This is a genomic window from Streptomyces sp. NPDC014864, assembly GCF_043081525.1.
Lineage (GTDB): Bacteria > Actinomycetota > Actinomycetes > Streptomycetales > Streptomycetaceae > Streptomyces.
Genome location: NZ_JBIBWT010000018.1, coordinates 26,482 through 50,339 on the forward strand (window position 1 = coordinate 26,482; position 23,858 = coordinate 50,339).

The following is a 23,858-nucleotide window of genomic DNA, read 5'->3' on the forward strand; positions in this document are numbered from 1 at the left end:
TGAGCCGCTGGGACGTCACGCCACTTCCTCGCCCAGCGGTTGCGGGTTGGGTGCGATGGACCTGGCGGTTCGGCGGCCCGGCTGCCGCAGCAGCAGGGCGATGGCGGCCGCCACCATGGAGATGCCGCCGGCCAGCGCGTAGGCGCCGTTGTAACCCCATGCGGCGACGACCATGGAGCCCAGGCCGCCGCCGAACAGGCCGCTGACCAGCTTGCCGCTGTACACCATCCCGTAGTTCGTGGCGTTGTAGTTCTCGCCGAAGTAGTCCGGCGTGAGCGCCGCGAACATCGGGTAGAAGGCGCCGCTGCCGAAGCCGGAGAGGAACGCGAACGCCAGGAACAGGAACTCGTTGTGCGTGTTGCCGGCCCAGATCACACCGAACTGGGCCAGGCCCAGGACGACGATCACGAAGACGAGGGTCGTCTTGCGGCCCCAGAAGTCGGACAGCCAGCCGACGACCGCACGTCCGATGCCGTTGACGACGGACATGATGCCCATCGAGGAGGCCGCGACGAGCGGGCCGAAGCCGATCTGCTTGGCGTAGTCGACCTGGAAGGAGATGCCGAAGATCGAGACTCCCGCGGTCATCACGATGGAGATCCACATCAGGTACAGCTGGGCCGTCCTGAGGGCCTCCCTCGGCGTGAACTGCCGTACCGCCGGAGGGTTCTTCTCGAGGCTCTTGGTGTTCTTCCTGTTGCTGGTGTGGGTCAGCGGGTCGATGTCCGCGGGCCACCAGTTCTTCGGCGGGTCCTTGAAGAAGTACGCGCAGATGGCGACGGCGGCCAGGACGTAGAGGCCCACGAGGTCCAGGACGGTGTTGTAGTTCGAGGTGTCGAAGGCGTAGTTGAAGATGAAGATGAAGGGCAGGGCGCCGTAGGCGAATCCGCCGTTCACGAAGCCGGTCTTGGCGCCCCGCTTCTCGGGGAACCACTTGCCGACCATGTTGATGCAGGTGGCGTAGATCGCGCCGGCGCCGATGCCGCCGATCACGCCGAAGCCGAGGATCGCCATCCAGACGTTGTGCAGATGCGACAGCGCCAGGAAGCCGATGAGGCACATCACCGAGCCGATGTACATGGCCTGCCGTGCCTTGAGTATGCCCTTCTCCCGAAGCCACCCGGCAGGTGTGGCGATGCCGGCCTGGAAGAAGACCCAGATGCTCAGGATCCAGAAGGTGTTGCTCTGGGTCCAGCCGTGCGCCTTGGACAGTGTGTCCTCGGCCGAGCCGTAGGCGTATTCGAAGACGCTGATCGCGATCATCGCGACCCACGGCAGCCACATCATCAGCTTGCGTGGATGACCGAGGATGTCCCGGTCGGTCTCGCCGATGCGGTACACGCGGCCGTTGGCGTCCGTGACCTCCCGGTAAGGGACCATTCTGGGTGAATCGGTAGTTGTCATGTCAGTTGAACCCCTTGCGTTCGAAAGCTCTGGCCAGCGCCCCCTGTCCAAATGCCTTTCGTGCGCGTATGGGAGCAGGAGGCGGCCGACCGCGCTGTCGGCCGCCCCGTTCACCTCACGTCCTCATGTACCGCCCCCTTGCCCTTCGTTCTCGCGGCCCGCCATCGGACGTCGCATCAGAGCAGCCCCGCGGCCCTGGCCCACCGGTACTTGGCACCCAGCGCCGCCACCGGCTTCTCGGTGGTGTACGGGTAGGCCACGACCCCTCGCTCGAAGAGGTACTGGCACGCCTCCTCGACCTCGACGTCGCCGGCCAGTGACGCGACGACGGGCTTCTCGATGCCGCGCTCGCGGAACTCGGCCACCACGCGCGCGGTGAGTTCGGCGAAGACCATGGGAGGGGTGACGATGGTGTGCCAGTAGCCGAGGACGAGCGCGTGGATGCGCGGGTCCTCCAGACCCAGGCGGATCGTCGCCTCGTACGTCGACGGCGGCTCGCCCCCGGTGATGTCCACCGGGTTGCCCGCGGCCCCGAAGGGCGGGATGAACTTGCGGAACGCCTCGTCCAGGTCCGGCGGGATCTCCATCAGGGACAGGCCGTTGTCCGTGACCGCGTCCGACAGCAGCACGCCGCTGCCGCCGGCCCCGGTGATGATCACGACGTTGTCGCCCTTGGGTGCCGGCAGCACCGGCAGGGCACGGGCGTACTCGAGCATGTCGTTGAGGCCCGGGGCCCGGATCACGCCCGCCTGCCGCAGGATGTCGTCGTACACCGCGTCGTCGCCCGCCAGCGCGCCGGTGTGCGAGCCGGCGGCCTTGGCGCCGGCCGCGGTACGCCCGGCCTTGAGCACCACGACGGGCTTCTTCGGCACCGTCTCACGTGCGGCGGCCACGAACGCCCGGCCGTCCTTGAGGTCCTCGAGGTGCATCGCGATGCACTCGGTGTTCGGATCCTCGCCGAACCAGGTCAGCAGGTCGTCCTCGTCGACGTCGGACTTGTTGCCGAGGCCGACGATCGCCGACACACCCGTCTTGGTGGAGCGGGCGAAGCCGAGGATGGCCATGCCGATGCCGCCGGACTGGGAGGTCAGCGCCACCCCGCCCTTGACGTCGTAGGGGGTGCAGAACGTGGCGCACAGGTCCTGCCAGGTGGAGTAGTAGCCGTAGATGTTCGGCCCGAGCAGCCGGACGCCGTGCCGCTCGGCGATCGCCACGATCTCCGCCTGGAGTTCGTGCTCGCCGGTCTCCGCGAAGCCGGAGGGGATGAGGACGGCGTTGGGGATGTTCTTGCGTCCCACCTCCTCCAGCGCCGCGGCCACGAACTTGGCGGGGATGGCGAAGACGGCCACATCCACCTCACCGGGAACGTCCGTGACACTCTTGTACGCCTTGCGGCCCAGAATGTCATCGGCCTTGGGGTTAACCGGGTGGATCTCCCCGGAGAAGCCGCCGTCGACGAGGTTGCGCATGACCGAGTTGCCTATCTTGCCCGGTTCGTTGGAGGCGCCGATCACGGCCACCGACGAGGGCTGCATCAGCCGGCGCATCGAGGTGAGGATCTGCTCGCGGGTGAAGGTGCGCCGCGGCGTGGGCTCCGACTCGCTGAGGATGACCCGGATGTCCGCGGCGACCGCACCCTCGGGCGTGGCGATCACCGGGTTGAGGTCCACCTCGGCGATCTCGGGGAAGTCCGTGACGAGTTGCGACACCCGGCGGATCTGCTCGGCGATCGCCTCCCTGTCGACCGCGGGCCCTCCGCGCACCCCGCGCAGCACCTCGGCCGCGCGGATGGAGTCCAGCATGGACAGCGACTCGGCCTCGTCGACCGGTGCCAGGCGGAAGGTGACGTCCTTGAGGACCTCGACGAGGACGCCGCCGAGCCCGAAGGCGACCACCTTCCCGAAGGTGGGGTCGGTGACGGCGCCGACGATGACCTCCTGCCCCTTGGGCAGGAGTTCCTGCACCTGCACGCCGTCGATCCGGGCGTCGGCGGCGTAGGCGCGCGCGTTCTCGGTGATCTTGTCGTGGGCGGCGCGGACGTCGTCCGCGCCCTGGACGCCGACGATCACTCCGCCGGCGTCGGTCTTGTGCAGGATGTCGGGGGAGACGATCTTCATCACGACGGGTCCGCCGAAGCGGGCCGCGAAGGCGACCGCCTCGTCGGCGTTCTTCGCCAGTTCCTCACCCGGTACGGCGAGCCCGTACGCGTCGGCGATCACCTTGCCCTCGGGGGCGGTCAGTCCGGTACGTCCCTCGGCGCGTACGGCGTCGAGGAGCGCACGCACCCGCTCCAGACGGTCATCGGCCATCACGTCAGATCACTCCGTTCGACTTGAGCAGGCGCAACTCCTCATTACCGAGGCCGAGTTCGCCGACAAAGATTTCCTCGTTGTGCTCACCGAGCAGCGGCGACCGCCTGACGTCCACCGGGGAGTCGGACAGTTTGAGCGGGCTGCCCACGGTCTTGAACTCGCCGCGCCCGGGGTGCGGGACGCTGACCACCATCTCGTTGGCGACCAGCGACTGGTCCTCGATGATCTCCTTGGTGGAGAGGATCGGCCCGCACGGAATATTGTGGGCGTTGAGCTTCTCCAGGACCTCCCACTTGGGGAGCCTGGCGGACCACTCCTCGATCAGCTGGAACATCTTGCCCAGCTTGGGCAGCCGGGCCTCGGGCGTCGCCCACTCGGGGTCCTCGGCCAGTTCGGGCCGGCCGATCAGCTCGCTGAGCGGCTTCCAGCCGACGGGCTGCACGATCACGTACACGTAGTCGTTCGGTCCGCCCGGCGCGCACTTGACCGCCCAGCCGGGCTGGCCGCCGCCGGAGGCGTTTCCGGAGCGGGGAACCTCGTCGCCGAAGTCGTCGTTGGGATATTCCGCGAGCGGGCCGTGGGTGAGGCGCTGCTGGTCGCGCAGCTTCACCCGGCACAGGTTGAGCACCGCGTGCTGCATGGCCACGTTGACCCGCTGCCCGCGCCCGGTGCGCTCCCGCTGGAGCAGCGCGGCGAGGATGCCGGCCACGATGTGCACACCGGTCCCGGAGTCGCCGATCTGGGCGCCGGTCGCAGTGGGCGGCCCGTCCTCGAAGCCGGTGGTCGACATCGAGCCACCCATCGCCTGGGCGACCACCTCGTAGGCCTTGAAGTTGGTGTAGGGGCCTTCGCCGAAGCCCTTGATGGAGGCGTAGACGATCCGCGGGTTGATCTCCCGGATGCGCTCCCAGGTGAAGCCCATCCGGTCCACCGCGCCCGGGCCGAAGTTCTCCACCATCACGTCGCAGCGCCGGATCAGCTCGGTGAGCAGCTCCTTGCCGCGCTCCGACTTGGTGTTGAGGGTGATGCTCCGCTTGTTGCAGTTCAGCATCGTGAAGTAGAGCGAGTCGACGTCCGGGATGTCGCGCAGCTGCCTGCGGGTGATGTCACCGGACGGCGCCTCCAGCTTGATGACGTCCGCACCGAGCCAGGCGAGCAGCTGGGTCGCCGATGGTCCGGACTGGACGTGGGTCATGTCGAGGACGCGTATGCCGTCAAGGGCCTTTCCGGCAGGTGCGGTCGCGGAAGTTTCGGTCGTCACCGGGTCACCTCACTTGTACATCGGGTGGTTCGTGGCTCCTGGGGCGTACGCGGCCGGGGCGGTCCGAGGGGGGCCGCGCGGCCCTCGTCAGGCATGACGAAGTCCCGTCCCATCGCGCGGTTCTTGCTGGTCAAGGCTGTCGTCACACATCACGAAGTCCGTCCCTTCATGGGGAGTGCACCGCCCACGCGGTACATTGCATACAGTCGACGAATACTGTATGAAGCTTGTTATCCCGCATCCGGTGGGTGGTGTCCAGGGGGCGTGCGGCATTTTTGAACAGGAGCCGGAATGGACCTGTACGAACACCAGGCAAGGGAACTCTTCGAGGAGCACGGCATCGTGGTGCCGCGCGCGGAGGTCACCGACTCGGCCAAGGAGGCCCGGGAGATCGCCCGCAGGCTCGGCGGACGTGCCGTCGTCAAGGCCCAGGTGAAGACCGGTGGGCGCGGCAAGGCGGGCGGAGTGAAGCTCGCGGCCGACCCGGCCGCCGCCGAACAGACGGCACGCGGGATCCTGGGCATGGACATCCGCGGCCACCGTGTGGGCAAGGTCATGCTCGCCGAACCCGTCGACATCGAGCGGGAGTTCTACGTCTCCTACGTCCTCGACCGGGCAGCCGGTGGCTTCCTCGCCATCGCGTCGGCCGAGGGCGGCATGGAGATCGAGGAGGTCGCGGCCGAGCGCCCCGAGGCGGTGGCCCGCATCCCCGTCGACCCGAAGGAGGGCGTCACCTCAGCCGTCGCCGCCAGGATCGCCTCTGCCGCCGGGCTCCCGGAGCGCACCGCGGACGTCCTCATGCGGCTGTGGCAGGTCCTGGTCCGCGAGGACGCCCTGCTCGTCGAGGTCAACCCGCTCGTCCTCACGCGCCAGGGCCAGATCCTCGCCCTCGACGGCAAGGTCACCCTGGACGACAACGCCCGCTTCCGACAGGCCCGTTGGGCAGCCGGCACAGTGGAGCACGACGACCGCCTCGAGGCCGCCGCCGCGGCCAAGGGCCTCAACTACGTGAAACTGGACGGCCAGGTCGGCGTCATCGGCAACGGCGCAGGGCTCGTCATGTCGACCCTCGACGTCATCGCCGGCTGCGGTGCCCGGCCCGCCAACTTCCTGGACATCGGCGGCGGGGCCTCCGCCCAGGTGATGGCCGACGGCCTCTCCGTCATCCTGTCCGACCCGGACGTCAAGTCCGTCTTCGTCAACGTCTTCGGCGGCATCACCGCCTGTGACGCGGTCGCCGACGGCATCGTCCAGGCCCTGGACACCGTCAAGCTGACCCGCCCGCTCGTGGTCCGCCTCGACGGCAACAACGCGGCCCGCGGCCGCGCCATCCTCGACGAGCACGCCCATCCGCTCGTCCAGCAGGCCACCACCATGGACGGCGCCGCCCAGCGCGCCGCCGACCTCGCCAACGCCTCGTAAGGAGCCCGGACATGGCCGTCTTTCTCACCAAGGAGAGCAAGATCCTCGTCCAGGGCATGACCGGCGCCGAGGGCGTGAAGCACACCCGCCGGATGCTCGCCGCCGGCACCGAGGTCGTCGGCGGCGTCAACCCGCGCAAGGCCGGGCAGAGCGTCGACTTCGACGACCGCAGCGTGCCGGTCTTCGGCTCCGTCCGCGAGGGCATGGAGGCGACCGGCGCCGACGTCTCCGTCCTCTTCGTGCCGCCCGCCTTCGCCAAGGCCGCGGTGACCGAGGCCGCAGACGCGGGCATCGGCCTGGCGGTCGTCATCACCGAGGGCATCCCCGTCCACGACGCCGTCGCCTTCACCTCGTACGCGAAGGACAAGGGCACCCGGATCATCGGCCCCAACTGTCCGGGGCTGATCAGCCCCGGACAGTCCAACGCGGGCATCATCCCCGCCGACATCACCAAGCCCGGCCGGATCGGCCTGGTCTCCAAGTCCGGCACGCTCACCTACCAACTCATGTACGAACTGCGGAACATCGGCTTCTCCTCCTGCGTCGGCATCGGCGGCGACCCCGTCATCGGCACCACCCACATCGACTGCCTCCAGGCATTCGAGGACGACCCCGACACCGAACTCGTCGTCCTCATCGGCGAGATCGGCGGCGACGCCGAGGAACGCGCCGCGGCCTACATCCGCGAGCACGTCACCAAGCCCGTCGTCGGCTATGTCGCCGGCTTCACCGCGCCCGAGGGCAGGACCATGGGCCACGCCGGCGCCATCGTCTCCGGCTCCTCCGGTACCGCCCAGGCGAAGAAGGAGGCCCTGGAGGCCGTCGGCGTGCGGGTGGGAAGCACACCGACCGAAACGGCCCGGCTGGCCCTGGAGGCCATCGGCGGCTGACGTCACCCGGCCCCACTCGTAGTGTCCGGGCGGTGACCGGCATCCCGCCCGCTACAGCCATTCGTCCCCAGTCCGCCCATCTCGCGCGAACCGTCCCCACGGGAACCGTTCTCGCGGGAACTCGTCTCCAGGCGAACCGCCTTCGCGCCAACCGTGTTCGGGCACGAACTGCCCTCGTGCGAACCATTCCTGACGCGGTCCGCCCTCGCGCGATCCGCGAGACGCGTCCCACCGCGCGACACGCAACCACCACGAGACGCGCCCCACCGCGCGATCCGTCTCCCCGCGCCCCGTCCGTCCGGGCGGGTGCGTTCCGTGCGATCCGTACGACCGTGCAACGGCCCGACCTGCACGCCATGCGAACCGCCCCCGACTGTGCACCGAGAGTGGAGCAATCAATGGCATCGATCCTCGACAACACCACCACTCCCACCCTCACCCTGAAGTCCGGCACCGCCTGGGCCGACGCCTGGCAGCGCTGTCTGGCCGTCGCCCCCGAGGCGTTCCGCGAGGACCGTGTCCTCAACCTCTGGAACGCCTCCTGGCAGGCCGACGGCCGGGCACTGCCCGCCACCAGTCCCCTCGACGGCAGCCCCATCGCCGGGCCGCCCCGCCTGGACAGGGACACCGCCGGCGCCGCGGTCCGTGCGTCACTCGACCAGCACCGCGCCTGGCGTCACGTACCCCTCGGCGAACGGCGGGCCCGCGTCGCCGCCACCCTCGACGCCCTCACCGAGCACCGTGAACTCCTCGCCCTCCTCCTCGTCTGGGAGATTGGCAAGCCGTGGCGGCTCGCCCAGGCGGACGTCGACCGCGCGATCGACGGCGTGCGCTGGTACGTCGAGGGCGTCGAGCCCATGCTGGACGGACGCGCCCCGCTGGAGGGGCCCGTCTCCAACATCGCCAGCTGGAACTACCCGATGTCCGTCCTCGTCCACGCCATGCTGGTGCAGGCCCTCGCCGGCAACGCGGTCATCGCCAAGACCCCCACCGACGGCGGCCTCGCCTGCCTCACCCTGGCCTGCGCGCTCGCCGCCCGCGAGGGCATCCCGGTGACCCTGGTCAGCGGCAGCGGGGGAGAGCTCTCGGAGGCGCTGGTGCGGGCGCCCGAGATCGGCTGCGTCTCCTTCGTGGGCGGGCGCGACACCGGCGCCGCGGTCGCCACCGCCGTCGCCGACCTGGGCAAACGGCACATCCTGGAGCAGGAGGGCCTCAACACCTGGGGCCTGTGGAACTTCTCCGACTGGGACGCGCTCACCGCCGTGATCCCCAAGCTCTTCGACTACGGCAAGCAGCGCTGCACCGCCTACCCGCGCTTCGTCGTCCAGCGCACCCTCTTCGACGAGTTCCTCGCCGCCTACCTCCCGGCGGTCCGTACCCTGCGCGTCGGTCACCCGCTGGCCGTGGAGCACCCCGAGGACCCGTATCCCGCACTGGACTTCGGCCCGGTGATCAACGCGTCCAAGGCCAAGGAACTCCACGACCAGGTGGCGGAGGCCGTCGACCGCGGCGCCGTCCCGCTGTACCGCGGCGACGAGTCGGACGCCTTCTTCCTGCCGGGCCAGGACACCTCCGCCTACGTCCAGCCCGTCACCCTCCTGAACCCGCCCCCGTCCTCACCGCTGCACCATGCGGAGCCGTTCGGCCCGGTCGACACCATCGTCCTGGTCGACACCGAGGCGGAGTTGCTCGCCGCGATGAACGCCTCCAACGGCGCCCTGGTCGCCACCCTGTCGACCGACGACCGGGAGACGTACGAGAGGCTCGCCCCGCAGATCCGCGCTTTCAAGGTGGGCCACGGAAAACCCCGTTCGCGCGGCGACCGCGAGGAGCTCTTCGGCGGCTTCGGCGCGTCGTGGCGTGGCGCCTTCGTGGGCGGCGAACTCCTCGTCCGGGCCGTCACCGTGGGCCCCGCGGACGAGCGCCTGCCGGGGAATTTTCCGGAGTACCAGCTGATGCCCTAGCGGTACGGACAGCCAGAACGCGGCGCCCTGCCGCCGCCGGTCGACCGGCGCCCTCCGATCGAGGGCGCCGGTTCGCCCCTTCCCCCCGGCACGCCCTACGAAAAGCGAAGAGCGGCATCCCGTTCGGCCGGTTCGCGAAGGCCAAGGAGATCGCCGCCGCGGTCGCGTTCCTCGCCGGCGCCTCCTCCTTCCTGAAGGCCACCGGCTTCCCGGCGGACGGCGGGATCTCGGGCGCGTAGGTGACATCGCAGTGAGGCGGGCGGGACGGTCAACGTCGGTGGCCGCGCCGTCAGTGCGTGAAGGTAAGGTTCCGCCGTGAACATGGCGACTCCTGGGTGGTATCCGGACCCGTGGCACGAGGGCGGCGGTCCGGCGGGCTATCGGTGGTGGGACGGCACGAACTGGACCGAGCAGGTGCAGGTGCCGCAGCCGCCCTCCGGGAGCAAGCGGCGCCGCGGCCTGGTCGTGGGCCTCATGGCCGGCGCCCTCGTGCTGGTCGCCGGGGGCGTCACGGCGGCGGTGGTGCTGACCGGCGACGACGGCGGCCAACAGGTGCCGTCGGCCCACGGGTCCGCCTCCCCTGACCGGCCCACGCCGAGCCCGCCGGCGTCGCACCGCGCCCAGCCGACCCCTTCCGGATCCGCGAGCGAGGACCGCTCCAGTGGCGGGAGCCGGCCCCCGGGGCAGCGCCCGGCCGTCACCGGACACGTCGACGACACGGCCAACGGCCTCCGCGTCCCCCTGCTGCGCGGCTGGCGGGGCACTACCACCAAGACCGGTGCGGGCCTTGGGTACGGCACCGTGTACCCCTGCCCGGGGGCGCCCGCCGACTCCTGCCTGCCCGGCGGGGCGTTCACACGGGTCATCGCCCATCCGGGCGACCTGACCCTCAAGGAGCTGGCGCAGGCCGAGATCGGCGAGGTCGCGCGGAGCACGTACGGCACCAACACGAGCGGCCGGAAGGACTACGGCGGCATCACCGGACATCGCCAGACCGCCGCGGGCGCCGTGACGGTCGCGGGCCGGCAGGGGTACTTCATCCGCTGGAAGGTCAGCACGGGCAAGGGGCCCGGCGCCGTCGTGGAAGCGGTGGTGTTCCCCTCGCCGCGGGTCCAAGGCCGCTATCTGCTGCTCGGCTTCGGCTTCGACGACAACCGCAGGAGCCCGTCCGTGACGGACATGCAGTGGATCGCTGATGGCATCGGGCGCCTCGACGGCGGCGGCAGCGGCACCAGCGCCTGACCGTGGCGCCAAGGGCGCGTCGCCCGGTCGCGGCGCTCGCCGCGTCGTGACGCAGTGACGTGAACTTCAGCCGACGTCCTGCGCCCGCTCGCACCCGGTCGGTCAATGAGTTTGTGGTTGCGGCGAGTTGGGACCGGCCGACCAGGGGGCGCACCCGCCGGCCGGTCCCGATCTCGTGCCACGTGTCACCTCCGTCGGCAGGCGCACGGTACTAGCGCGCTCCGAGCCAGGCGTGGCACGCCTGTGTGCACGTCCATGCAGAGAGCCGCGGAACTCGGGGCCGCACACAGGGGCGGGTGCGAGAGCCGACGGCGCTCATCGAATGGCCGATTTCATTCTGTCTACAGTATCCGCTTTGTCGCTGACAAGGGTTGCGGCAGCACGTGTGTGGAGGCCGTGCGCGGGCGGTCGCCGGGACGCGGTGGGGCAGCGGACGGGCGCCGTCGAGAAGTCGAAGAACAGCATTCGTCGTCGAGGCATAGATTGCCGGGGGAGGGCGGTATACAGTATGCAATTCTCCGAGACCTTCAAGGAGCCGCCATGTCGTACCGCTCCGCCCTCACTCCCGTCCTGAGCAGCGCCATCGCCTCCTCGGCCCAACAGGCCAGCGTCAGCGCGAGGTTCCCGCGCGCGTCGGTCGCCGCCCTCTCCGAGGCCGGCATCCTCGGACTCACGGTCTGTGCCGACCTCGGCGGTGGAGGCCTTGGGCTGACCGAGGCCGCCGAGGTCGTGACTCTGGTGTCGCGCCTGTGCCCGGCGACCGGCGCCGTGCTCCGGTCCCACTACGCCGCCGTCGCCTTCATCGAGGAGTACGGCTCCCCGTGGGTGCGCCGGAAGGTGGCCGCAGGACATCACCTCAGCACCCTCGCCCTGGCGGACGCCGACGAGGGCGGACCGGGCGGTGCGGGCCCCCGGACCTCGGCGGCCCGGCGCGCCGGCGGCGTGGTGGCACTGCACGCGCGCAAGCGTGACGTCGTCGGGGCGGGCGAGGCCGACAGCTACATCTGGTCCTCGGCCCCGGTCGCGGACGGCGGTGCGGGGCAGACCCTGTGGCTGGTTCCCGCGGACGCCCCCGGTCTGCATGTGCCGGCCCGCCCCAGCGGCGCCGGGCCGCGCGGCAGCGGGACGGCCACGGTGTGCGCCGACCCGGTGCTGATTCCGGCCGACGCGATGCTCGCCCGGGACGACGGCGGGCTCGACGGAGTCCTGAGCACCGTACGCGCCTGGCTGGCTGCGCTGCCCGCGACGGACACCGAGCCGGCCTTGGCCGAAGCCATCGGCTGACCTGCGCCAGGGCGCGGCGGCAGCTGCCCCGCTGCGGCGACGGCTGGGAGCCCGGGGCGAACTCCCGCGCTCCGGACGGTAGGCGCGGGGACGGGCGTTGCATACAGTATTCGAAGAGCCAGGCTCACCACAGAACTCCGTACGTGAATCAGGGGCGTTATGCACCGCACGAGCAGGGCGGCGGGTCGCCGGGCTCGTCGATCACCACCCCGTGGAGCCGACCGAGCAAGGGCAGGGATGCACATGTGTGCACCGGTGAGGGGGAGGATTCATGACGACGAGCGTCAGTGACGTGACGACAGAGGCCGCCATCAGCGCGATCGTCGCGGCCCATCGCGGCGAGCGCGGCCCGCTGCTGGAGATCCTGCACGCCGTCCAGGCCGAACTGGGCCACATACCGAAGGAGGCCGTCCCGCTGCTCGCCCGGGAGCTCAACCTGTCCCGGGCCGATGTACACGGCGTGATCACCTTCTACCACGACTTCCGCGACGCGCCCGCCGGACGCACCACGGTGCGCATCTGTCGCGCGGAGGCCTGCCAGGCACTCGGTGCGGCAGACCTGGTGGACTGCGCCCAGAAGGCGGGCTCCCCGATCGGCGGGACCCGTGAGGACGGCTCGGTCACCGTGGAGCAGGTCTTCTGCCTCGGCAACTGCGCCTTGGGCCCCTCCGTCGAGGTGGACGGCAAGGTCCTCGGGCGCATGACCGCCGAGCGCCTGCGCTCGGTGCTCGACGAGGCGGTGACCTCATGACGCCGGCCAGAAGCCAGGACACGACCCGGGACGAAGCCCGGAACCTCACCCAGGACCCGAACATGACCCAGGACCCGAACCCCCCGGTGCGGGTGTACGTCCCACGTGACTCGTCGGCGCGGTCCGTCGGCGCGGACGCGGTGGCCGAGGCGGTCCAAAGGGCCGCGGGCGCCCAGGGCAGGCAGGTCGAGATCGTGCGCAACGGCTCACGCGGAATGTTCTGGCTGGAACCACTGGTCGAGGTGGTCACGCCCGAGGGACGCGTCGGCTACGGCCCGGTGGCACCCGAGGACGTGCCGGACCTCCTCGGCACGGGCCTCCTGGACGGCGCCGAACACCCGCTGCGGCTCGGCGTGGTGGACCGACTGCCCTGGCTGGCCCGCCAGAACCGGGTCACCTTCGCCAGGGTCGGCATCGTCGATCCGCTCTCTCCCGAGGACTACGAACGCCATGGCGGAATGACCGGTCTCCGCACGGCACTTGGGCTGCCGTCCGCCGACGTCGTGGCCGCGGTGACGGAGTCCGGGCTGCGTGGGCGCGGCGGGGCCGGCTTTCCCGCCGGCGTCAAGTGGAAGACGGTGCTCGACTGCGCCGACGAGCTGAAGTTCGTCTGCTGCAACGCCGACGAGGGCGACAGCGGCACCTTCGCGGACCGCATGGTCATGGAGGGCGACCCGTTCATGCTCATCGAGGGCATGACCATCGCCGCCCACGCCGTCGGGGCGAGCGAGGGCTACCTCTACATCCGCTCGGAATACCCCGACGCGGTGGCCACGATGCGCGCCGCCATCGGCATCGCTCACGAGCAGGGCTGGCTGGGCGAGCGCATCCTCGGCTCGGACCTCGACTTCGACCTGCACGTACGGGTCGGCGCCGGGGCGTACATCTGCGGCGAGGAGACCTCCATGCTGGAGAGCCTGGAGGGCAAGCGCGGCCAAGTGCGCGCCAAGCCGCCGATCCCCGCGGTCCAGGGCCTCTTCGGCAAGCCGACCGTGGTCAACAACGTCCTGACCCTCGCCACGGTCCCGGTCATCCTGGCCAACGGTGCGAAGGCGTACCAGGGCCTGGGGGTCCAGCGCTCGCGCGGCACCCAGGTCTTCCAGCTCGGCGGCAACGTGGCGCGCGGAGGCATCGTGGAGACCGCGTTCGGCGTCACGCTGCGCGAGCTGGTCGAGGACTTCGGCGGCGGCACGCTCTCAGGACGTCCCGTGCGGACGGTGCAGGTGGGCGGGCCGCTCGGAGCCTACCTGCCGGCCTCGGCGTTCGATCTGCCCATGGAGTACGAGGCGTTCGCCGCGGCCGGTGCCATGCTGGGCCACGGGGGAGTTGTGGTCTTCGACGACTCGGTCGACATGGCCGCGCAGGCCCGCTTCGCGATGGAGTTCTGCGCCGCCGAGTCCTGCGGCAAGTGCACACCGTGCCGCATCGGTTCGGTACGCGGCGTCGAGGTGATCGACAAGATCGTCGCCGGTGAGGACCGCGACGGCAACCTCGCACTGCTCGAGGACCTGTGCGAGCTGATGACCGACGGATCGCTGTGCGCCATGGGCGGGTTGACCCCGATGCCGGTGCGCAGCGCCCTCACACACTTCTCCGACGACTTCCTCGCGAGGAAGGACGGCACGGCATGACACTGCTCAGGGAACCCGACTTCGGCACCCCGGAACGACCGGGCGAGGCTACCGTCTCGGTCGAGGTGGACGGACTGTCCGTCACGGTACCGGAGGGCACTTCGGTGATGCGGGCGGCGGCTCTCGCCGGCATCGACGTCCCCAAGCTCTGCGCCACGGACAGCCTGGAGCCGTTCGGTTCCTGCCGGCTCTGCCTGGTGGAGGTCGACGGGCGGCGCGGCACTCCCGCGTCCTGCACCACTCCGTGCAGCGAGGGGATGGTCGTCCGCACCCAGACGCCCAAGCTGGAGAAGCTGCGCCAGGGCGTCATGGAGCTGTACATCTCCGACCATCCGCTGGACTGCCTGACGTGCTCGGCCAACGGCGACTGCGAACTGCAGGATGTGGCGGGCGCGGTGGGCCTGCGTCAGGTGCGGTACGGCTACGAGGGGGAGAACCACCTTGACGCCGAACCCGACACCAGCAACCCCTACTTCGACTTCAGCCCGTCCAAGTGCATCGCCTGCTCGCGCTGCGTACGCGCCTGCGGCGAGATCCAGGGCACCTTCGCGCTGACCATCGAGGGCCGCGGGTTCGACTCCAAGGTCGCCGCGAGCGCCGGCGAGTCCTTCCTGGACTCCGAGTGCGTCTCGTGCGGTGCCTGTGTGCAGGCCTGCCCGACGGCGACGCTGCAGGAGAAGTCGGTCGTCGAACTCGGTATGCCGTCCCGTTCGGTGATCACGACCTGTGCGTACTGCGGGGTCGGCTGCTCCTTCAAGGCCGAACTGCGCGGCGACGAACTGGTCCGGATGGTGCCCTACAAGGACGGCGGGGCGAACGAGGGCCACTCCTGTGTCAAGGGCCGCTTCGCCTTCGGCTACGCCACCCACCCCGACCGCAAGCTCAAGCCGATGGTCCGTGAGAAGATCACGGACCCGTGGCGCGAGGTCGAGTGGGAGGAGGCCATCCGGACGGTCGCCACCAGGATGCGTGCCATCCAGGGCACCTACGGCCCGGCCTCGATCGGTGCCATCAGCTCCTCACGGTGCACCAACGAAGAGGTCTACGTCGTCCAGAAGATGGTGCGCGCGGCCTTCGGCAACAACAACGTCGACACCTGCGCCCGGGTCTGCCACTCGCCCACCGGATACGGGCTGAAGCAGACCTTCGGCGAGTCCGCGGGCACCCAGGACTTCCGTTCGGTGGCCGAGGCCGACGTCATCATGGTGATCGGCGCCAACCCCACCGACGCGCACCCGGTCTTCGCCTCGCGGATGAAGCGAAGGCTGCGTGAAGGCGCCGAGTTGATCGTCGTCGACCCGCGCCGTATCGACCTGGTGCGCTCCCCACACGTCGAGGCCGCGCACCATCTCCAGCTCAAGCCGAGCACCAACGTCGCCGTCATCAACTCGATCGCCCATGTCGTCGTCACCGAGGGCCTGGCGGACCGCGGGTTCGTGGCGGACCGGTGCGAAGGCTTCGAGGAGTGGGCCGAGTTCGTCGCCCGGCCCGAGAACAGCCCCGAGGCGACCGAACCGGTCACCGGTGTCCCGGCGGACGAACTCCGCGCCGCCGCACGGCTGTACGCCGCGGCGCCCAACGCCGCCATCTACTACGGCCTCGGTGTCACGGAGCACAGCCAGGGCTCCACCATGGTCATGGGAATGGCCAACCTGGCGATGGCGTGCGGCAACATCGGACGCGAGGGCGTCGGAGTCAACCCGCTGCGCGGCCAGAACAACGTGCAGGGCTCCTGCGACATGGGTTCGTTCCCGCACGAGTTCACGGCCTACCGGCACGTCTCCGACGACGCGGTGCGCACCGTGTTCGAGGAGCTGTGGGGGCGCGAGCTGCTGGCCGAGCCGGGCCTGCGCATCCCCAACATGTTCGATGCGGCGATCGACGGTTCGTTCCGGGGCCTGTTCGTGCACGGCGAGGACATCGCCCAGTCCGACCCGAACCTCCAGCACGTCAGCGCCGCGCTCGAGGCCATGGACCTGGTCGTGGTGCAGGACCTGTTCCTGAACGAGACCGCGAAGTTCGCGCACGTCTTCCTGCCGGGCGCTTCGTTCCTCGAGAAGGACGGCACCTTCACCAACGCCGAGCGCCGGGTCAACCGGGTCCGTTCGGTGATGAAGCCGAAGTCGGGCAAGCACGAGTGGCAGATCGTCTGCGAGATCGCCACCGCCATGGGCTATCCGATGTCCTACGCCGACCCGGGCCAGATCCTGCACGAGATCGCCCAGGTGACGCCGACGTTCCAGGGCATCTCCTTCGAGCTCCTCGACAAGCTCGGCAGTGTCCAGTGGCCGTGCAACGACGAGGCGCCGCAGGGCACTCCGACCATGCACGTGGACGAGTTCACCCGTGGCAAGGGCAGGTTCGTGGTCACCGCGTACGTCCCCACGGACGAGCGCACCACATCGCGCTTCCCGTTGGTGCTGACCACGGGCCGCATCCTCAGCCAGTACAACGTCGGCGCACAGACCCGCCGTACCGGCAATGTGGCCTGGCACGCGGAGGACGTCCTCGAACTGCATCCGCTGGACGCCGAGAACCGCGGGATCACCGACGGCGACCTGGTGACGCTGGCCAGCCGGGTGGGCAGTACGACCCTGAGGGCGAGGGTCTCCGACCGGATGCCGCCGGGCGTCGTGTACACCACGTTCCACCATCCGGTGACGGGCGCGAACGTGGTGACGACGGAGAGCTCCGACTGGGCGACCAACTGTCCGGAGTACAAGGTGACCGCTGTCCAGGTCGGGCTCGCGCACCCGCTCGAGCGACATGCCTCGGAAGCGATCCCCGACTCCGTCTCCCAAAAAGTCGGTGCCGGCCGGTTCACGGGGGTGGAGTGAGATGACCGCCCTCGTGCCGTCCGAGCAGCGGATGGCGAACCAGATCGCCGTGAACTTCGCTCATGTGCCCGCCGATCAGGCCGCCGAGATGCTGGCGGGGCACATCGAGCGGTTCTGGGACCCGCGGATGCGGGACCGGCTGCTCGAGTTGGTGGACGCCGAGGCGCACGACCTGCACCCGGTGGTGGTCATGGGCGCGGGGGTGCTACGGAAGTCCCGGGAGAAATAGCAGTTCACCGGCCCCGACAGGAGCCGGGAGCACCACCGTGCCCCGGTCTCCCTCACTGCGAGGGAGACCGGGGCACGGTCGTGTCGTGCCGCAAGGACCTCCGGGCGATCAGGCGGCCTTGGCGCCGTCCCCCAGGCCGTCCAGGCCGCGGGAGGTGACCAGCCGGACCCGTCCCGTCGAGGTGGTAGGAGAGGCCGACGACCGCGGTGCTGCCCTTCGCCAGGGCGGGGGAGCGGTCGAGGAGCAGGTCCACGGTGTGCCGTACGTGCGTCCACGATGTCGGGTTCCTCGCTCAGCCCCGCCGCCCGTGCGGCGAGCACGCTGGACGTGACACGTTCGACGACGTCGCGCACGTAGCGGACGGGGAGAGCCCGTCGTCGAGGACGCCGCGTGCGGCCCGGACGGTGTCGCAGGCGTCGTGTCCGAGCACCACCACGAGAGGGCAGCCGAGTTGGCCGACGCCGTACTCGATGCTGCCGAGCACCTCGGGCCCCATGACGTGGCCGGCGGTGCGCACGACGGCCAGGTCTCCCGGGCCCCGGTCGAAGATGATCTCCGCGGCCAGGCGTGAGTCGGAGCAGCCGAAGAGCACGGCGAAGGGATGCTGGGCGGGTGCCGGCGAGGCACGGTGCGCGGCGTTCTGGTTGGGGTGCTGCGGGGCCCCGTCGACGAAGCGCCGGTTGCCGGTACGGAGGAGGTCCAGGGCCTCGGCCGCGGTGGGCGTGGTGGTCGGGGTCATGTGCCACCAATCTCACAGGAGTGCGGATCCACGTGCAGGGTCTCGGTGCGACACAGCCGGAACGACGCCGGGGACGCCGCGCGGCCGGTGCGCGGCGTCCCCGACGCCGGTGAGAGGAGGCCGACGCGTCAGCGCTTGGCCGTGAGCCCCTTGGGGTTGAGGTGTGAGATGTTGCCGCTCTCCGTGCCGTCCGCGGGGTCGATCACACAGTCGATGAGTGCCGGCGCGCCCGCCGCCAGGGCCTCGCGCAGCGCGGTGGCGACCTCTTCGGGGGTGGTGGCCTGGTAGCCCTTGCCGCCGAACGCCTCGATCATGAGGTCGTGGCGGGCCTTCAGGTAGGTGGGCGCCGGGTCTCCGTTGGGGGAGGCCTCGTCACCGCGGTAGACACCGCTGTTGTTGAGGACGACGGTGACGACCGGCAGGTTGTAGCGGCAGATGACCTCGATCTCCATGCCGCTGAACCCGAAGGCGCTGTCGCCCTCGATGGCGACGACCGGCTCCCCGGTCTCCACGGCGGTGGCGATCGCGTATCCCATGCCGATGCCCATCACGCCCCAGGTGCCGCTGTCCAGGCGGTGGCGCGGCACCTTCATGCCGATCGTGTTGCGTGTCAGGTCGAGGGCGTTGGCGCCCTCGTTGACCACGTAGGCGCGCGGGTTCTCCTCCAGGATGTCGCGGATGGCCTGCAGGGCGCCCAGGAACTTCATCGGGTGCGCGGTCTTCGCGGCCTCGAGGCGTTTGGCCATCTTGGCCACGTTCTGCTCCGACTTGGCGGCGAGTTCCTCCCGCCACTGCGTCGGGGCGCTGATCCGGCCCGGCTTGCTGCGCTCGACCAGCGCGTCCATCACGGAACCGATGTCGCCGACGAGCGGGGCCGCGATGGGCTGGTTGCTGTCCATCTCGTTGGCCGCGATGTCGACCTGGACGAACTGGGCGTTCGGGTTCCACTGGGGCGCGTCACCGTGCCCGAGGAGCCAGTTGAGGCGTGCGCCGACGAGCATGACGACGTCCGCCCGCTTCAGCGCGAGGGAGCGAGAGGTGGCCGCCGACTGCGGGTGGTCGTCGGGCAGCAGGCCCTTGGCCATCGACATCGGTACGTAGGGGATGCCCGTGGACTCGACGAACTCGCGGATCGAGTCGTCCGCGCGCGCGTACGCGGCGCCCTTGCCGAGCACGACCAGCGGCCGCTCGGCGCCCGCGAGCAGGTCGATGGCCCGGTCCACGGCCGCCGGCTCGGGCAGCTGACGCGGCGCCGGGTCGACGAGCTCCCACAGGGAGGCGGCACCCTTCTCCGCGTCGATGATCTCACCGAGCACGGCTGCCGGGATGTCCAGGTAGACGCCGCCGGGTCGGCCGGAGATCGCGGTACGGATGGCCCGGGCGATACCGCGGCCGATGTCCTCGGCCCGGGACACGCGGAACGCGGCCTTGGCGAACTGCTTGGCGGCCGAGAGCTGGTCCATCTCCTCGTAGTCGCCCCGCTGGAGGTCGACGATGTGACGCTCGCTGGAACCGGAGATCTGCACCATCGGGAAACAGTTGGTGGTGGCGTTGGCCAGTCCCACAAGACCGTTGAGGAAGCCCGGTGCCGACACCGTCAGACAGATGCCGGGCCGCTGGGTGAGGAAGCCGGCCGCGGCCGCCGCGTGAGCGGCGTCGCTCTCGTGCCGGAAGCCGATGTAGCGGATTCCCGACGCCTGGGCGAGCCGCGCCAGGTCGGTGATCGGGATGCCCACGACACCGTAGATGTTCTCGACTCCGTTGAGCTTCAGCGCATCGACGACCAGATGGATACCGTCGGTCAGGGCGGCCGGTTCTTCGGCGCCCTCCGCCCCGGTGTCCTGGGTGACAACGTCCGTCATGGTCCGGATCCTTCCTAGCGCGTCGCCAAGTTCGTGCTGCGTGTGCTCTTCACCATCGGCGTGGAAGGGCCGATGAGTCCAAGATCTTTTGCCAACCGGCCGATTCACGGCGTTTATCGATGCGGGCGGGGAGGCCCCCTGCGCTTCCGGCACCGGTGAGAGCGGTGATGCGGGCCAGCGTTTCCCGCCACCCCCGGGCGGCCGGCCCCCGGCATCAGCGTGCCCCGCGGACGAGCGCGGCCGGTTCCGGGAGCTCCCGCAGCTTTGGCGGTCCCGCGTGTTCCTGTACGACGGCTCGTTCCGGGAGTTCGGGCAGGAAGACCTCACCGAGGGACAGCCCGGCCACCACGTTCAGGAAGGCCCGCGCGGCGACCGAACCCGGCGTCGCCGCGTGGATCGCCACGGAGATCTGTGCGTCGGCGTCCGGCTCGACCAGCCGCACGGCCCTGGTGCCGCGGGCCAGGGGCATCGAGGTCAGCCAGGTGTGCGGCACGATGCTCGCCCAGGTACCGGTCGCGACGTGCGCGCAGAGGGAGGCGACCGAGTCCGTCTCGACCTGCGGGGCCGCCACCGCACCGCAGTCGGCGAAGGCGTCGTCGATGAACTGGCGGAATCTCATGTCGGGCGTCAGCAGTGCCAGGGGGAGCCGTGCCGCCTCGGCCCAGGTGATGGTGGGCTTCGCGGACACCAGGTGCTCGCCGGACACCAGCAGTACGTACTTCTCCTCGTACAGCGGCAGCAGTTCCAGGGACTCCCGGTCGTCGGGCCCGAAGTGGGCTATCGCGGCGTCCAGTTCGAAGTCGCGCAGCTGCCGGACCAGCTCGGCGGAGGACAGCCGGGAGCAGACCTTCACCCGGGCGAGGGGGTGCATCGCACAGAACGCGGCCACCGGGAGCCCGGCCGTCGTCGACACGGTAGGGCCCGTCCCGAGCCTGAGCGTTCCCGTGATGCCGGACTGCATCACGGCGACCTCGGCCTTGAGCGCGTCGTGTTCGGCGAGGATGCGCTTGGCCCACATGACGAGCCGATCGCCCTCGGGCGTCAGGCCCTCGAAATTGTGACCGCGGTTGATCAACGTGACCTTGAGTTCCCGCTCCAGCTTGGCGATGGCGGTCGACAGCGCCGGCTGCGAGACGCAGCACGCGTCCGCAGCCCGGGCGAAGTGCTTCTCCCTGGCCACCGCCACGAAGTACTCGAGCTGCCGGAACAACATGAGCGGCCCCTCCTGGTGAGTATTGTATGCAGTATCCCTTCTTCAATGAGTGGACGCCATACTCTCGCCGCGACGGATCCGCAGGCCCCTGCCGCGAGCACCTCCGGATTTCGCCGGACAGCCCCTCGTGGACAGGCTCTTGGGGCGCACGACGCCGGGCGAAATCACGCACATAAGGGGAATGGGGGATGTGTGTCTCGAACAGGAAGGTGGTGGGGGACGACCCTTCGCCGGAGGTGGATGCACTCAGGCGCTCCGAGCGATCGAGCGTGGGCTCTACTTATTGGCGCTCGGTCAGGAGACGCACTGGCGGCGCACGGTGGAGGCGCGGACGAGCGACGTCGATCAGAAGAGCGACGAGACAGTCGGCCGGGGGCCATCGCCTGCCCGCTCCTGGACGGTGCCGACTGGACGAGGTGGCGCCGGGTGACCGGGTCACGGTCACCGGGGTCGTCGCCGAGGCCGGCCGGCCGTGGCACGCCGGCTCGGGCCGTCCGTGGCACGCCGGCTCAACGATTAGGGCTTCACCCCGGGCGCGACCGTGGAGGTGGCCCGCCGGGCGCCCCTGCGTGATCCCGTCGTCTACCGGGTCAAGGACTACGAGGTGTCCCTGCGCCGCGCCCAGGCCGCCTGCGTGCAGGTCACAGTGGCGGTGCGATGAGCGCCGGCCGCCAAGGCGTCGGCGGCTGCCACGACACCGCCGGGTCGGGCGGGCGGCACCGGTGTCCCCCTGGCCGCCGACACGCCCGGTATCGCCCCCTTATCGCCCTGGTCAGCAGCCCCAACTCGGGCAGGACCAGCATCTTCAACAGCTGACCGGTCTGCCCGCCGAGGGCATGTTGGGCCGTCCCCGGGCACGCGGGCCGTGCCCGGCCGTCGGGCGTGCCGGCGACACCCGGACGGCCGGCTCCTCATCCCGTGGTGGTCCAGGTGCTCGCGCCATTGGGACCGCTCGTGCCCGAGCTTTGCGGAAGGTCCACGGTTCCGTCGGGGATCTGCCCGGGCAGCCGGTGGCCCGGCCCGGTGGCCGGGCGTGTGGGCCTGCCGGCGTCGGCGAGCTTCTCCACCTCGTACGCCAAAGCCTCGCGGGCGGTCTTGAGTTGTGACTCCACGGACTGGATGGCGTCGAGGAAGGCACGCGCCCACGCCAGGCGGCGCTCCAGTTCCTCGAACTCGGCGGTGTAGTGGGTGCCGGAGCGGGCGCGGTACTCGAGTACGGCGCGCTCCGCCTCCTCCTGGGCCCGGCGCTGCGCCTCGCGCAGCACGTCGTGGTACTGCCTACGGGCCTGGTCGGCGACCTGCCGGGCGTATTCACGGGCCTGGGCGATCAGCGAGTCCGCCTGCTGCTGGGCGCGGGAGAGCAGGTTGACGGCCTCCAAGTTCGGCTGCCGCTGAGGTACGGCCATGCCGGCCTGACCGGCCTGGCCCTCCGCCCGCTCGCCGCGCTCGCGGTAGAAGTTGCGCAGGCGGGCGTTCTCGGCCCGCAGCCCGGCCAGGTCCTGATGGAGCGTCGTCAACTCGTCGGCGACCCTCAGCATGAAGCGTCCGACCTCCTCCTCGCTGAGGCCGCGCCGGCCAATCGGGGTGCGGGTGAACTGCTTGGTGCGGATCTGTTCGGGCGTCAGTCGACGCTGGGGTTGGTTGTAGGGCGTGCTCATGACTCCATGTCCTCCCCGTGAGACGCGACGCCGTACTGCTCGCCGCCCAGGCCGGTGAACGACTCGAACCGGATGCGCTCGACGGGCGTACCGGTCTGCGCGAGGCGCTGTACCGAGTCGCGCACCATGGTGTCCGAGCCGCAGACGTACACCTCGTGGTCGGTGAAGCGGCCGAGGCGCAGCGCCACCTCCACCGCGGTGCCGTTCTCCTGGGGCCGCAGGGAGACCTCGGAGACGGCCGGGATCACGTTCAGCCAGCGGTGGTTGGCCTTGGCGAGGGCCTCCAGCGCCGGCCAGTCGTACAGGTCGTGGTCAGTGTGTGCGCCGACGACGAGTGTCCCCCGGCGTTCCGGGCGCCCGGCCCGCTGCCCGGCGACCTGCTCGGCAAGGGCCTTCAGCGGCGCCAGCCCGGTGCCGCCGGCGAGCAGCAGCAGCGGGCGGTCGCTGTCCGGGTCCAGCGTCAGCCGGTTGCCGACCGGGGCGCCGAACCTCAGCACGTCCCCGATCTGGACGCCGTGCACCAGCGCCGAGGAGACCGGCCCGCCCGGCACCATGCGGACGTGGAGGTCGAGGGTGCCGTCCGGGCGGGGGGCGTTGGCCGGACTGTAGTAGCGCCACAGCCCGGGACGCAGGTGGGTCTCGACCGCCACGCTCTGGCCGGGCAGGTAGTCCAGGCGGTAGTTGGGCTTGACGGTGAGCACGGCCACATCCAGCGTTCGCCGTTCGTGCCCGACCACCTCGGCGTCCCACCAGGGCGGGCTGCTGTTGGTGGCCTCCTCGGCGGCCTGGCGCATGACCTTGGCGATCAACTCGTACGCCGCCTGCCAGTCGGCGGCCAGTTGGTCCGTCCACTGCGGGCCGAGGAAGTGGGCCAGCGTCCCCAGCAGGGCGGACCCCACCGCGGGGTAATGGTCGGCCTGGACGCCGAACTTGCGGTGGTCCCGGCCGAGTTGCTCCAGGAAGGGCACCAGGTCGTCCACCTGGTCGACGCGGGACACGATGGTGCCCAGCGCCCCGAACAGCTTGTCGCGCTGACCTGCCATGCCGATCGGGAACATGTCCCGGGTCCCGGGATGGGTGAAGAACAGCGTCGAGTAGAAGAACAGCGGCACCTGGTCGCCGTAACCGGCGACCACGTTCCAGCTCTCCTGCAAACGGC

The 23,858-nt window shown here is 70.3% G+C and carries 16 protein-coding genes and 3 pseudogenes; 11 read left to right on the forward strand and 8 right to left on the reverse strand.

Features of this window, described 5'->3' with window-relative positions:
• Positions 1–15: 15 nt before the first annotated feature.
• From ACF1A5_RS27330 to frc, 3 genes are all read right to left on the reverse strand, one after another.
• Positions 16–1,404 (reverse strand): OFA family MFS transporter, encoded by a 1,389-nt coding sequence (locus ACF1A5_RS27330; protein WP_392195542.1) that lies wholly within the window; start codon positions 1,402–1,404, stop codon positions 16–18.
• A gap of 176 nt (positions 1,405–1,580) precedes the next feature.
• A complete protein-coding gene (locus ACF1A5_RS27335; protein WP_392195543.1) occupies positions 1,581–3,713 on the reverse strand; it encodes an acetate--CoA ligase family protein in 2,133 nt (710 codons plus the stop codon).
• A 4-nt stretch (positions 3,714–3,717) separates the two neighbouring features.
• Positions 3,718–4,977, reverse strand: a complete 1,260-nt coding sequence (gene frc / locus ACF1A5_RS27340; protein WP_392195544.1) for a formyl-CoA transferase — start codon at positions 4,975–4,977, stop codon at positions 3,718–3,720.
• 291 nt (positions 4,978–5,268) lie between these two features.
• Between frc and sucC the strand changes: the two genes are divergently transcribed.
• The 10 genes and pseudogenes from sucC to ACF1A5_RS27390 all read left to right on the forward strand — a co-directional run bounded on the left by sucC (position 5,269) and on the right by ACF1A5_RS27390 (position 17,227).
• Entirely contained in the window at positions 5,269–6,399 is a 1,131-nt protein-coding gene (sucC, locus tag ACF1A5_RS27345; protein WP_392195545.1) for an ADP-forming succinate--CoA ligase subunit beta, read from the forward strand.
• An 11-nt stretch (positions 6,400–6,410) separates the two neighbouring features.
• Entirely contained in the window at positions 6,411–7,289 is an 879-nt protein-coding gene (gene sucD / locus ACF1A5_RS27350) for a succinate--CoA ligase subunit alpha (protein WP_392195546.1), read from the forward strand.
• Between the two features lie 398 nt (positions 7,290–7,687).
• Positions 7,688–9,253: an aldehyde dehydrogenase family protein gene (locus ACF1A5_RS27355; RefSeq protein ID WP_392195547.1), complete on the forward strand. Its 1,566-nt coding sequence runs from the start codon at positions 7,688–7,690 to the stop codon at positions 9,251–9,253.
• A gap of 71 nt (positions 9,254–9,324) precedes the next feature.
• Positions 9,325–9,492: pseudogene (locus ACF1A5_RS27360) on the forward strand (short-chain dehydrogenase); the annotation flags it as partial.
• Positions 9,493–9,574: 82 nt separating this feature from the next.
• Positions 9,575–10,495 carry a DUF2510 domain-containing protein gene (locus tag ACF1A5_RS27365; protein WP_392195548.1) on the forward strand — a complete coding sequence of 307 codons (921 nt, stop codon included), beginning with the start codon at positions 9,575–9,577 and terminating at the stop codon, positions 10,493–10,495.
• Positions 10,496–11,035: 540 nt separating this feature from the next.
• Positions 11,036–11,779, forward strand: coding sequence for an acyl-CoA dehydrogenase family protein (locus tag ACF1A5_RS27370; RefSeq protein WP_392195549.1), 744 nt, complete (start codon positions 11,036–11,038; stop codon positions 11,777–11,779).
• Positions 11,780–12,050: 271 nt separating this feature from the next.
• The gene (locus ACF1A5_RS27375; protein WP_392195550.1) at positions 12,051–12,530 is read left to right on the forward strand and encodes an NAD(P)H-dependent oxidoreductase subunit E; all 480 of its coding nucleotides are present in this window, start codon (positions 12,051–12,053) and stop codon (positions 12,528–12,530) included.
• Between the two features lie 62 nt (positions 12,531–12,592).
• Positions 12,593–14,161, forward strand: coding sequence for a formate dehydrogenase beta subunit (locus tag ACF1A5_RS27380; RefSeq protein ID WP_392195647.1), 1,569 nt, complete (start codon positions 12,593–12,595; stop codon positions 14,159–14,161).
• Positions 14,158–16,998 carry a formate dehydrogenase subunit alpha gene (gene fdhF, locus ACF1A5_RS27385; RefSeq protein WP_392195551.1) on the forward strand — a complete coding sequence of 947 codons (2,841 nt, stop codon included), beginning with the start codon at positions 14,158–14,160 and terminating at the stop codon, positions 16,996–16,998. The genes ACF1A5_RS27380 and fdhF overlap by 4 nt, the downstream gene beginning before the upstream one ends.
• Position 16,999: 1 nt before the next feature.
• A complete protein-coding gene (locus ACF1A5_RS27390) occupies positions 17,000–17,227 on the forward strand; it encodes a formate dehydrogenase subunit delta (protein WP_392195552.1) in 228 nt (75 codons plus the stop codon).
• Between the two features lie 108 nt (positions 17,228–17,335).
• Here the strand turns inward: ACF1A5_RS27390 and ACF1A5_RS27395 are convergent.
• The 3 genes and pseudogenes from ACF1A5_RS27395 to ACF1A5_RS27405 form a co-directional block, all read right to left on the reverse strand.
• Positions 17,336–17,966 (reverse strand): annotated as a pseudogene (locus ACF1A5_RS27395) (carbonic anhydrase).
• A gap of 128 nt (positions 17,967–18,094) precedes the next feature.
• Entirely contained in the window at positions 18,095–19,828 is a 1,734-nt protein-coding gene (gene oxc, locus ACF1A5_RS27400) for an oxalyl-CoA decarboxylase (RefSeq protein WP_392195553.1), read from the reverse strand.
• 214 nt (positions 19,829–20,042) lie between these two features.
• Entirely contained in the window at positions 20,043–21,041 is a 999-nt protein-coding gene (locus ACF1A5_RS27405) for a LysR family transcriptional regulator (protein WP_392195554.1), read from the reverse strand.
• A 532-nt stretch (positions 21,042–21,573) separates the two neighbouring features.
• Here ACF1A5_RS27405 and ACF1A5_RS27410 point away from each other — a divergent pair.
• Positions 21,574–21,702: pseudogene (locus ACF1A5_RS27410) on the forward strand (ferrous iron transport protein A); the annotation flags it as partial.
• 250 nt (positions 21,703–21,952) lie between these two features.
• Here ACF1A5_RS27410 and ACF1A5_RS27415 read toward each other — a convergent pair.
• Entirely contained in the window at positions 21,953–22,699 is a 747-nt protein-coding gene (locus tag ACF1A5_RS27415) for a DivIVA domain-containing protein (RefSeq protein ID WP_392195555.1), read from the reverse strand.
• Complete coding sequence (locus tag ACF1A5_RS27420; RefSeq protein ID WP_392195556.1) at positions 22,696–23,853, reverse strand: globin domain-containing protein; 1,158 nt, start codon at positions 23,851–23,853, stop codon at positions 22,696–22,698. The genes ACF1A5_RS27415 and ACF1A5_RS27420 overlap by 4 nt, the downstream gene beginning before the upstream one ends.
• Positions 23,854–23,858 lie beyond the last annotated feature (5 nt).